This is a genomic window from Streptomyces uncialis (assembly GCF_036250755.1).
GTDB lineage: Bacteria > Actinomycetota > Actinomycetes > Streptomycetales > Streptomycetaceae > Streptomyces > Streptomyces uncialis.
The window spans coordinates 4,098,735-4,110,504 of sequence record NZ_CP109583.1; the positions used below are offsets into that span (position 1 = coordinate 4,098,735).

The 11,770-nt window shown below is 70.7% G+C and carries 8 protein-coding genes; 5 read left to right on the forward strand and 3 right to left on the reverse strand.

Going from position 1 to position 11,770, the window contains the following annotated elements; translation table 11 throughout:
• The first annotated feature begins 251 nt into the window (after positions 1-251).
• Positions 252-1,046 (forward strand): TetR/AcrR family transcriptional regulator C-terminal domain-containing protein, encoded by a 795-nt coding sequence (locus tag OG711_RS16835; RefSeq protein WP_329559637.1) that lies wholly within the window; start codon positions 252-254, stop codon positions 1,044-1,046.
• 102 nt (positions 1,047-1,148) lie between these two features.
• Positions 1,149-1,676: a glutathione peroxidase gene (locus OG711_RS16840; RefSeq protein ID WP_266509007.1), complete on the forward strand. Its 528-nt coding sequence runs from the start codon at positions 1,149-1,151 to the stop codon at positions 1,674-1,676.
• Between the two features lie 144 nt (positions 1,677-1,820).
• On the opposite strand, the gene OG711_RS16845 is transcribed toward OG711_RS16840, so the two are convergent.
• Entirely contained in the window at positions 1,821-3,605 is a 1,785-nt protein-coding gene (locus tag OG711_RS16845) for an MFS transporter (protein ID WP_329559638.1), read from the reverse strand.
• A 640-nt stretch (positions 3,606-4,245) separates the two neighbouring features.
• On the reverse strand, positions 4,246-6,408 hold the full coding sequence (locus OG711_RS16850; RefSeq protein WP_329559639.1) for a serine hydrolase: 2,163 nt from the start codon (positions 6,406-6,408) through the stop codon (positions 4,246-4,248).
• A 990-nt stretch (positions 6,409-7,398) separates the two neighbouring features.
• Here OG711_RS16850 and OG711_RS16855 point away from each other — a divergent pair.
• From OG711_RS16855 to OG711_RS16865, 3 genes are all read left to right on the forward strand, one after another.
• Positions 7,399-8,139: a GOLPH3/VPS74 family protein gene (locus tag OG711_RS16855; RefSeq protein WP_073783656.1), complete on the forward strand. Its 741-nt coding sequence runs from the start codon at positions 7,399-7,401 to the stop codon at positions 8,137-8,139.
• 716 nt (positions 8,140-8,855) lie between these two features.
• Positions 8,856-9,713 (forward strand): helix-turn-helix domain-containing protein, encoded by an 858-nt coding sequence (locus tag OG711_RS16860; RefSeq protein WP_073783654.1) that lies wholly within the window; start codon positions 8,856-8,858, stop codon positions 9,711-9,713.
• Between the two features lie 564 nt (positions 9,714-10,277).
• Positions 10,278-10,487, forward strand: a complete 210-nt coding sequence (locus OG711_RS16865) for a DUF397 domain-containing protein (RefSeq protein ID WP_073783652.1) — start codon at positions 10,278-10,280, stop codon at positions 10,485-10,487.
• A 134-nt stretch (positions 10,488-10,621) separates the two neighbouring features.
• Here the strand turns inward: OG711_RS16865 and OG711_RS16870 are convergent, their stop codons facing one another.
• Positions 10,622-11,737 carry an ADP-ribosylglycohydrolase family protein gene (locus OG711_RS16870; RefSeq protein ID WP_073783650.1) on the reverse strand — a complete coding sequence of 372 codons (1,116 nt, stop codon included), beginning with the start codon at positions 11,735-11,737 and terminating at the stop codon, positions 10,622-10,624.
• Positions 11,738-11,770 lie beyond the last annotated feature (33 nt).

Genomic DNA, 11,770 nt, shown 5'->3' on the forward strand with positions numbered 1-11,770 from the left:
CCGTACGCAAGTGCGCACAGCGTTCGCATGACCCTGCTTGGGTTGGGTGTACGCAGATGCGTACGGCGTGCGCTACGGTGATGGGGTGGGCTTCCCTGGGCTCAGGAGCGATCGATCGCAGTCGGAACGGCGCACGTCCGCGAAGCCTCGGAGCAGGCAGGAACGGCGGGATGCGCATGCCCCGGACGCCCTCCGGCCGCTATGCCCGGGACCTCTATCAGCGACAGCGCGTACCGAAGGAGCAAGGCGTTATGGCCGTCAGCAGGAAACCGTCCGCCGCGGCCGCGAAGCCGTCCGAGAGTTCCGGCAGCGCGGGGGGCGCGCATGATGAGCCGCCCGTGGCCTCCGCCTGGACCCGCCGTCGACCGCGCCGGGAGCAGCCCGCGCTGAGCCGGGAGCACATCGTCGCGGAGGCCGTCCAACTCCTCGACGCCGAGGGCATCGAGGCGCTCAGCATGCGGCGCCTCGGGACCAGGCTGGGTGCCGGAGCGACCTCCCTGTACCGGCACGTCACCAACCGCGACGAGCTGATCGAGCTGGTGGTGGACGAGGTGTACGGGGAGATCCTGGTGCCGGACACCGACGATCCCGCGCATTGGCGGGAGTCCGCGGTCGTCTGCGCGGACAGTGTCCGGGCGATGATCCTTCGGCACCCGTGGGTCGCCTCTGTTTTCAGCCAGGTCGGCCTGTCCTATCTCGGTCCTCATGTCATGCGCCTCAATGACCGCATGCTGGCCTTGTTCGAAGCCGCCGGGTTCGATGCGGAGGAGGCCGACCAGGCGATCGCCACGGTCATCGCCTACGTCATCGGGACCGGGACGAGCGAGGCGGCCTGGCTCACGATGGTGGCCCGGAGCGGGGAGGACGAGGAGCGTTGGGCGGCCCGTCTTCAGCCGGCGATCGACGAGGCCTCGGCGGACTACCCGCGGTTGCGGCGACAGCCCAAGCCCTCGGGGGCCCGCAGTCTGGCCGAGATCCGTGACACGAACTTCCGTTACGGCCTCGACCGCGTCCTCGACGGCCTCGCGCTGCGGCTCGCGCCCTGAGGAATGAGGAATGAGGACAACGCCTGGTCACGGTTGGCCGCAGGTGGCCGCGAGTGGCCGCTGGGTTCTCGTTCACGGGGGCGGGCCGACTAGCATCCAGTCATGCCCGACACCTCATCGCACGCCATCGACCCGGCGGACGCCCGCGCCCTCGACACGGACATCCGCGCGCTGAACGGCGAACCCGCCGGACTCGACGCGCTCCAGGGTTCCGTCGTCCTCATCGTCAATGTCGCCTCCCGCTGCGGGCTGACGCCGCAGTACACCGGCCTTGAGCAGCTCCACGAGCGGTACGCGGGCCAGGGCTTCAGCGTCCTGGGCGTTCCGTGCAACCAGTTCATGGGGCAGGAGCCCGGAAGCGCGGACGAGATCGCGGAGTTCTGCTCCGCCACGTACGGCGTGACGTTCCCCCTGACCGAGAAGATCGAGGTCAACGGGGACAGCAGGCACGAGCTGTACCAGCGGCTCGTCGGTCACCCCGACGCGGAGGGGTACTCCGGTGACATCCGCTGGAACTTCGAGAAGTTCCTGATCGGCCGTGACGGCCAGGTCGTCGCCCGGTTCGCCCCTGCGGTGGAGCCCGGGGCGGCGGAGCTCGTCGACGCCGTCGAGAAGGCGCTCACGGCCTGAGGCCACGAAGCTGAGGCCACAAAGAGGACACTGCGGAAACGGGTGGTGCAGGGCGGGGCGGGGCGAAGGAGGCCACGCCCCTGTCCGCTGTCCGCTGTCCGCTGTCCGCTGTCCGCTGTCCAGGATGACAGCGTGTCTGGTGGGTCAGCGGAGCTCGTCGGGGCAGGTGGTGCCCCGGGGGATCTGGTAGCGGGCCACGAGGTGGTACGTCCCCGCGCGCGGGGCGAGGAGCTCCGTCCAGCGGTCACCGTCGGCGTCCTCCGGGGCCTCCAGCAGACAGCCTTCCGTGTTGAGGAAGGTCTTGGGCGTCCCCTCGGCACGCACCTTGGACGACTCCGCCTCCTGTGGCGGCTTCACACTCTCGCCCTGGGCGTCGAGGAGACCGAGCCACGGTGAGTACGGGACCCGGATGAGGACACGACCGGGCTCCCGCACCTCGATGGTCATGCCGCCCTGTTCGGTGTCCGTGACGGTGGCGTCCGGGGAGGCGATGGGGGTGGGGTCGGTGACCTCGAAGAGCTGCCAGTTCGCGTCACCCCACACCTGCTTGAGATAGGGCTGGCCGCGCAGCACGAGTTCGCGTTCCCGTTGTCCGCCATCGCCGTCGGGCTCGTCGTCCGGCAGCACCACGTAGTGGACGGCCCACCGCCGCAGCCACTCGTGGTAGTTCGCGGAGTTCAGGGTGTCGTCGTAGAAGAGCGGGTTGCGTTCCATGTCGGCCTGGCGGTTCCAGCCGCGCGCCAGGTTCACGTAGCGGGCGAGCGCGGACGCCTCCCGGTGGCTGCGCGCCGGGACGACCTCGACCCGACCGCGCTCGGCGTCCACCTGCTGCAACTGGTTGACCAGCGGTGCCAGCTCCCGCGCCCAGGACGCCTTCGGCGTGGTGTTCACGATGTCGTTGACCGTCTTGCCGCCGATCCAGGTGACGAACCCGACCAGCACCACCACGATCACGTACCACTTGCGGCTGCGCGGCACGGTGTACGGCAGCGCGGCGAGCAGCACGGCACCGGCGAACAGCATGGCGAGACGGGTGATGTTGGACCCGACCTGTGAGCTGATCAACCAGCTCAGCAGCACCGCGAGGGTGTAGACGGCGGAGGTGATGCGGACCGTCTTCCACGCCTGCGGCACGAGGAAGTAGACAAGTGCCCCGAACACCATGGGCAGGCTCGCCGACCCGATGGACATCGGCTGGGTGCCGGAGAACGGGAACAGCCACGCCGAGAGCAGGACGACGGCGGTCGGCGCCAGTCCCAGTGCGTAGGCGCCGGGCCTGCGCTTCTGGAGGAACAGCGCAACCGCGACCAGCCCGATGTACAGCCCGGCGACCGGCGAGGAGGCCGTGGCGAGGGCCGCGCACAACGCGGCCACCGCGGCCTTGGCCCACCGCTTCTCGCGCCAGCGGTACGGCCAGCAGAACACCGTCGCGACGGCCGCCAGCCCGAACATCATCCCCAGGCCGAAGGTGACCCGCCCGGACAGGGCGTTGCACAGCAGACCGAAGAGACCCATATAGGCCGGGCCGAGGGGCTTGCGCACCGGCTTGCTGCGCAGCAGGAGCAGGGTCATCAACGTCGCGGACAGGGTGCCCGCGATCATCATCGTCGTCCGCACCCCGAGCACGGACATGAGGTACGGCGACACCACGCTGTACGAGACGGGGTGCATGCCGCCGTACCAGGCGAGGTTGTACGCGGACCCCGGGTTCTGTCCGACGAACTCCGCCCACGCGTCCTGGGCCGCCAGGTCCCCCCCACCGTTCGCGAGTGTGAAGAACCAGACGACATGCAAGGCCGCGGCGACGGCCGTGACCTGGACTACGGGATGCCGGACGAAGTCCGCCGCCCGCAAGCGGCGGGGCGGGTTGGGGCCGCTCGGCACATCGGGGTCTCCCGCGGCCACCGGAGTGCGTGGGGGTGTCCTCATGGAGGAGCTCACCGGGCGCGTACGGGACGGCCCTGGGCTTGCGGGGGTCTCGGTGCCGGAGCGCTTGACCTCATCGGCCGCATCGGCATCCACGGCCGGAGGCGCCGCGTTGGCCGCATTGGCCGCATTGGCCGGGGTGACTTCTATGGCCGGGGTGACCTCATCGGCCGCGATAACCGAGGTGTCCTCAATGGCCGCATTGACCTCCGGCGAGGGCGACGCGGGCTTCTCGTCCCTGGCCGGGGCCCGGTGGTGCTCCCGGGTGGACGGAGCGGCACCTATTCGGCTCGGTGCGGCCGTCGATCGGGGTCGCCTGCCCGGGCGGGAAGCCGGACCGGAAGGCGGGTGCGACACGGTGTCGTGTCCGCTTCTGTCCGCCGTGGCGGAGTTGTTCGGCTCGGCGTCGTCGGCCCGCGTCGGCTCCGTCGTGGCCACTTACGGCTCTCCCCGTGTTCGTCATGGGCCGGGGCTCCTCGGGGCGCGCGCCCCAGGAAACCCAGGTGTCCTGCCCCGATCACGCGACGCTAACACGAGCGGAGGTACGGCCAGGGAGTGCGGGACCCCCGTGGACAGGCGCCCACCGAGGGCGTTCTGCCCGCCACCGGGCCGGTGACGGGCAGAAAAGGGGCGCCGGAACGGATCAGCCCACTCGGGTGAGCTTCGTCCCGAGGCCCGGTTCGCTCTTGGCGTCCTGGAGCGCGACGGGCACCTCGATCGCGCCCCCCTTACCGTCGCCGACGGTGAGGGTGCCGACGCGGGTCCCCGCGGCGGCCTGGTGCGCGAGTTCCCCGCCGTCACCGGTCAGCTCCAGCTTGACCGTGTGTCCGGCGAAGCCGACGGCGGACACGTCCTTGGTCACCACGACCGGGGTCCGGATGCCGAGCCCGTCGTCCACATGTCCGACGACGGCGCCCTTCTTGAGCACCGTGCTGGCCTTGACCGCGTCCTGAGCCGCGATCACGGCCGTCTTGCTCACGGCGTTGACCGTGTCGATGATCGGCGGCTTGTGCTGCCCGAGAACCGCGCCGACGACGATGGCCGTTTCCCCGCCGACCTCCTTGGTGGCGGCGAAGAGGAGATTGCCGCCGGCCTTGGTGGTGCTGCCGGTCTTGATGCCGATGGCGTTGTCATAGGGGACGAGCCGGTTGTAGTTGTGCCATTCCTTGCCGGTCTGGTCGGTCCACACCGGCAGCCTGGTGATGTCCGTGAGGGCCTTCATGCGGACCAGCGCGTTGCCGAGCTTCACCTGGTCCTCGGCGGAGCTGACGGTGGTCTCCTTCAGCCCGGACGGGTCGGTGTACGTCGTGTTCTTCATGCCCAGGTCCTTGGCGGCCTGGTTCATCTTCTCGACGAACTCCTTCTCCGAGGAGTCCCAGCGGGCCAGCAGCCGGGCGATGTTGTTCGCGGACGGGATCATGATCGCGGCGATCGCGTCCTTCTGCGAGATCTTGTCGCCCTGCTTGAGGGTGTTCAGCGTCGACTCGCCCTCGGCGTCGAGCCCGCCCTCCTGCTCGGCCTTGGCGTCGACAGGGATCGACGCCCCGTCCGCGCCGGGCTTGAGCGGGTGCTCCTTGAGGATCACGTACGCGGTCATGGCCTTGGCGACCGAGCCGATCGGTACGGGCTTCTGCTCACCGAACTCGTCCATCGTCCCGACGCCGTTGACGTCCATCCACCCCTGGCCCTCCTCGGGCCACGGCAGCGCGATGTCCTCCCCCTGGAAGGCGTACGTCGACTTGGCGGTGAGTACCAGCGACGGCTCCGGAAGCGGTCGCAGGAACTGTGCGACCGCGAACACGATCACGAGCAGGAGGACCAGCGGGGTCCAGATCTTGACCCGCCGCGCGGCCGTCCGCAGCGGGGTCTCCCGGGGCGGTGGCGTGTTGGTCAGCTCGGCGAGGAGGTCCAGCGGGGGCCTCGGGGGAAGCGGCTGCTGGGTGGTGCGCTCCGGGGACGCCGTGGGGAGCGCCGAGGTCTCGGCGGGCCCGGCGGTGCGCGCGCCCGGGACGGGGGCGGCGGCCGCATCGGCCGCCCACGAGGGCTTCGGGGCGGGGCGGCGGGGTGTGGAGGGCTCGTCGAGCGGCTTGAGGGCGACGAACTTGCTGGTCCGCTCCTGCTCCCGTTCGACGGGCGCGGAAGCCGGTGTCCTAGATGTGGCCGCATCGGTCGGGGCGCCGGAAGCGCGACCGGAGCCCACGCCGGACGCCGCAACTGCGCCCGCGCTGCCTGTGCCTGTGCCTGTGCCTGTGCCTGTGCCCACGGCAGAGTCGGTGTCGGCGCCCGGGGCCGGGTGCCGTGTGTCGCGGTCGCCGAGCTTGAGCGTGGTCGTGGGCTGATCGACGTGGGGCGGCAGTGCGCGGAAGACCGCCGTGGCCTGGTCGGGGGCCGGGCGCTCGCCGTCCGGGTCCGCGGATTCGTCGCGGTCCTCGGCTTCATCGCGGTCCTCGCGGGGCGCCTTGTCCGTCGTCGCGTCGGCTGTCGCGTCCGCAGGTTCGTCGCGGGGCCCGCCGAGGGGTTCGTCACCGTGCTCGTCGCCGGGCTCGCGCTGCGAGCCTTCCGTGCGGCCGGCCATATCGTCCGGGACGGCCTCTGCGGTCACGGAGCCCGTGTCCGCTTCGGGGCCGGTCACGGCGTCCGCTTCCGTGGCCGCTTCGTCGGCGCGCACGTCCGTACCGGACGTGCCGTCCGCGTCTACTGCTTCGTCGGCATCAGCGTCGGCGGTCGCGTCCGAGGTGGCCTCGGCGGTCGCGTTCGTGTCCGCGTTGACCGCTTCGGTGGCCGCAATGGCCGCTTCGGTGGCCACAGGGATCTGATCCGTGACCGCATCGCCGGAGCGGGTGTCCTCATGGGGCGCGCGCGTGTCCTCATGGGCAGCGCCCCCGGCCCCCGCAGCCACAGCACCGCCGCCACCAGCGCCAGCGCCAGCGCCAGCAGCCCCGGTGTCCGCTTCCGACGCCCCCATGTCCGCTTCGGTCCGGTCGGCGTCCGGAGCGGAAGCGGAACCGGTGCCGGAACCGCTGTCCGTGTCCGGGGAGGCGTCCTCGGTGGACCCGTCGGGGCGGTCGTCCTCGTCGGGCGCACCGCCAAGGCCCTCAGTGCCGCCTGTGGGCTCCTGTACGCCGCCACGCCGGGCACCACTCGAAGCGGAACCTCCAGCGGCCTCCACGGCGCCCGTGGGGCCGCTCTCGGCGCCCTCCCCGGCTCGCGCCCCGGTTCCGCCGACGGAACCGTCCGACCCACCGCCGTCCCGTACGCCCCCGCCGGCCGCCGCGGCACCCGAATCCGGGGCCGCCGTACCCGACTCCGTCCCGGAGACCTCGTGCGAGGTTCGGAACACCGCCGTCGCGTGGTCGGGCCGTGCGTCGCCGGCCGGGGCGGCCCCCGCGCGGGCCATCGTCAAACGTGGATCGCCGCCGGGTGCCGGATCACCGGCGGACGCCGGAACCGGTTCGGACGCCGACGCCGTCATAGGTGTCGATGAAGCCCCCGGGCCTCCCGACACACTCCGCTGCTCCGACCTGTCGGGGGACTCGCCCGCCACCGATGCCTCCTACGCCATGCTGTCAACCGCTCAGCCGAAACCGGCCGCGCTTGCCCAGTCATTGGACCGCACGGCTCGCCCCAGCCCCGAATTCGGGGAACCCGGCCGCCCCCAGTGTGCTGGTTTCGGACCCGCCCCTTGCGGTAGACGAGAACGACATACCTATCGGTTCCACTACAAAGCGGCCACGCACTCTCGACAGACCAATGTGAGAGGGGTCACCCTGTCATTCATCCACGCGGGGAGGCATGGATGGGCAGGAGCCGCAGAACACTTCCGGAGGAGCTTCTGTTGCTCGCTCTGGACCCGACCACGGGTACCACAGCGCAGCCGCAGTCGCTCGATCTCGGTCTGGCCGGTGCACAGCTAGTGGAGCTGGCGCTGGCCGGGCGAATAGCCCCGGACGGGGATCGTATCGCCGTGGTCGTGCCACGGCCGACCGGAGATCCGACATTGGACTCCGCACTGGAACTGCTCCGCAGGCGCGGGGCACCGGTGCGGGCCGTCCACTGGATAGGCGGGCCCCGACTGGGGTTGCGCCAGACCTATCTCTCGCATCTGGAGCGGTGCGGCATGGTGCATGCCGTGGCGGGCCAGATGTGCGGAGTGCTGCCGACGACTCGCTACCAGGCGACGGACACGGCGATCAGCCGGGAGATCAGATCCCGGCTGGACAGCGCGATCCGGACCGGCGTACCGCCGGACCCCCGGACCGCGGCGCTCGCCGCACTGGCCCACGCGGTCGGACTCGGCAAGCATCTGTACCCGGGGAACGAAGGACGTTCCTCGCGGTCCCGGCTACGGGACCTGATTCGGCACGACCCGATGGGCGGACTCGTGGCGCACGCCGTGATGGACGTCCAGAACGGGGCAGCGGCCGGGCCACGGCGTGGTCCCGCGCAGCCCGCCCCACGGCAGGTCGGACGGCCGGAGCCCGGCGGAATGCCGCTACAGGCCCGGCACAGCCCGATGGCTCGGGTCGCCGCCCACTGACGTTCCGGTGGGTGCCACCAGTGGCGTGCCACGTGTCCCTGCACGGGAACACGTGCGGACGCCCGGTGGCGTGCGCTCGTTGCTTGCGCGGTGCGGGACGGACCAGGGTCCCGCACCGTTCCGGACGGGTCGGTACGCGGGGTTCTCCGCGCCCCGGACAGGGTGCGCGGGGCCCGTGACCGGTCCCTTCCATGTGCGCGCCGGCCCCTTCGTCGTACGCGTCCGAGCGGAACAGATACCTGTCCGCATCGATCTGTCACGTGTCCGCGCACATATGGCGCATGTCCGCATTGACAGGACGGATGTCCGCGTGGCCGCGACATGTCCTCATTACCCGAGGCCTGTCCGCAATCCCTGAGGCCTGTCCGCAATGCCCGGGACGTGTCCGCGATACCCGGGGGCGCGCGCCGAGCCCCCCGCGCCCCTCACGGCAGCCGTGCACCCACCCTGCCTGGACAGCGGCGACGGCAGCCTGACCCTCGCGCTGCCCACCGCACGGCGCGTACCCCAGGACCCCCGCCAGCGGCGCGTGACGCCGCGCTAACGGCCCATGACAGTACGCGACTTACGGCGCCCCGGGAGTCGTCCACCCGGATATCCGCTGTTTGCCAGCGGCGGTGAGCCGCATGGTGGCAGTCTGCTGAACAGCAGATACGGCTAGTCGTCCGCGATCACGAGCCGGTGTTGGCGGGCCCGGACCCGGAGGTACACGTCCCGTGGCGTCCCATGTCAATCCCACCGTCAGGCGGCGGCGCCTGGGCCAGGAGTTGCGTCGGCTCCGTGAACTGCAGGGCATGACCGCGGAGGAGGTCGCCGAGCGGCTGCTGGTCTCGCAGTCGAAGATCAGTCGCCTGGAGAACGGCCGCCGCAGCATCAGCCAGCGCGACGTACGTGACCTGTGCGGGGTGTACGAGGTCGAGGACGTCCGGATCGTCGAGTCGCTGATGCAGATGGCGAAGGACTCACGTCAGCAGGGCTGGTGGCACTCCTTCGGCGACATCCCGTACAGCGTGTACATCGGTCTGGAGACGGACGCCGCGTCGCTGCGCGTGTACGACCCCCAGGTGGTGCCGGGCCTGCTCCAGACCCGTCCGTACGCCGAGTCACTGATCGTGGGCGCGCTGCCGGAGACCGCGCCGGCCGACATCGACAAGCGCGTCCAGGTGCGGCTGCGCCGCCAGGAGCGGATCACGGCGCCGCAGAACCCGTTGCGGCTGTGGACCGTCCTGGACGAGGCCGTACTGCGGCGCGTGGTCGGCGGCAAGGAACTGATGCGGGAACAGCTGGAGTATCTGGTGGAGCAGTCGCGGCTGCCGCATGTGACGGTGCAGGTGATCCCGTTCGACATGGGCGCGCATCCGGGACTCAACGGCCAGTACGCCATTCTGGAGTTCCCCGACGCCGCGGATTCCAGCGTCGTCTATATCGAGGGCGTCACCAGTGATCTCTATCTGGAGAAGGCGAACGACGTCCAGCGGTACAGCGTGATGTATGAGCATCTGCGCGCGCAGGCGCTGAATGTCGAGCAGTCGAGGCAGTTCATCTCACAGATCGCGAAGGAGTACGCGCGGTGAGCCGGGGCGGGTTGTCCCGATAGCGAAAGGCGGCAATGCCGAACGGCGGTCCCGTACAACGACCGAGCCGGACCACGGCATATTCGGGTCGGGGTCCATTCAGGTCGGGCCTGTCCGGGTCGCGTCGGGTCAATCGGTCGGAGCGGGCCGATTGAGGTCGGGCCTGCCCGGGTCGGGAACTGCCGGACGGTAGCCGCCGACCACCGTCACCGTACGGCTGGAAGCGCACCCTGCCCGCACACGCCACCGTTCGATCTTCACGCTCGGTTCTGCGGGATCGGCGGGCTGTCACCGCGGAGCCGTACCGAATTGCATGCTCTTCCAAAAGGTCGGCACAATACACCTTCAACAACAGGCAATGGAAGACCTGATGGGGGCACACCACCCTGTCGAGTGAATGGCCCGTTCGCCCAGGAGGCTTGACGAGTAGCGTCGATCGCGCCATCACGGAGCACCACGTCATGCAAGCGGTGACGGTTCCGGGAGGGCGACGACCGCCACGGCCATGACTGCCGGACGCGGTGGTCACATGACCGACTGGCAACTGGCAAAACCGGAGCGAACATGGCAATCCAGCAGGGCGCTACGAATTCTTGGGTCAAGTCCTCCTATTCGACGGGCAACGGCGCGTGCGTCGAGGTCAGGTCCCCGATCGCGCACACCGTCGATATCCGCGACTCCAAGGTCACGGAAGGCCCGACGATCGCGTTCACCCCTCAGTCCTGGACCTCTTTCCTGAACGATGTGCACCGGGGCTCCGCCGAACTCGGCTGACCCGGCGAACGCGGTCGTCCCTCACGTACCGCGAGCTTCATCAAGAGCCCTCTCGACTGGCCCGCCGTCCTGGCCGAGAGGGCTCGCCGCTGTCCGGGAGAACCCTCCCCGTACAGGGCCGGCGCGACGGTCGGTCAGGGTCGGGGGTAGCGGGTGAGCCAGGCGGGGGACGAGGTGGTGGGGGTGTGCAGGGCCGGGCCCTGTGTCATCTCCATCGCGAAGTCGTCGGCGAGGGCCAGGATCGTGGGACGGCCCTCCAGCTCCGCGACCCACGCCGGAGGCAACGCCGTCTCCCCGTGCAGCGCACCGAGCAGACCTCCGGTCATCGCGCCGGTACCCGCGGAGTCCGCGCCGTGGTTGACCGCGAGACGCAGCCCGTGCCGGATGTCCTCACCGACCGACGCGCAGTACACCGCGACGGTCAGCGCGCCGACCGCGTCCCCGTCGCCGACGAGATCCTCGACCCGGTCGGCGGACGGCAGCCCCTGCCGTACCGCGGCGAGTGCCCGCTGGAGGCCTTCCCCGACGGGTTCGTGCCCCGGCCGGGACTCGATGAGGGACAGGGCCCGCCGCACGGCCGTGTCCAGGCTCTCGCCGCGCGCGAGGCCGTGCACGATCACCGCGTACGCCCCGGCCGTGAGATAGCCGCTGGGGTGGCCGTGGGTCTGTGCCGCGCACTCCACCGCGAGTTGCGCGACGAGTTGTGGTTCCCAGCCGACGAGCAGCCCGAACGGCGCGGACCGTACGGTCGCCTCGCAGCCGCGCGCGGTGGGGTTCTTCGGCGCGTCGAGAGTGCCCATCACCTCGTCCCCGAGGCCCATCAGCAGCGCCCGCGCGGGGTCGCGGCGGGCGTAGAGCCACTCCTCCTGGGCGAGCCAGCCGTTGTCCTTGCGCCGCTCGTCCGGCCCCCAGTCGCGCTGGGTCGCCGCCCATCGGAGATACGCGCGGTGCAGGTCGGTCGGCGGGTGCCAGGCGCCCGTGTCCCGGCGGACCTGGGCGCGTATGAGCCCGTCGACGGTGAAGAGGGTCAGTTGTGTACCGGCGGTCACCGCGCCGCGCCGCCCGTAGGCGGCGACGGGTTCGGTGACGCCGTCGTCCCCGTACGCGTCCCTGACACCGTCCAGGTCGAGCACCGCTACGGGCGCGCCCAGCGAGTCCCCGACGGCGAGTCCGAGGAGCGTTCCCCGGACCCGGCTGCGGAAGTCCTGCTGTTCGGCGCGACCCCATACGGTGGTGGCCCCTGCGCTCACCGGCCTCCCCCTTCACTGCCCTCCCCGAGCGGC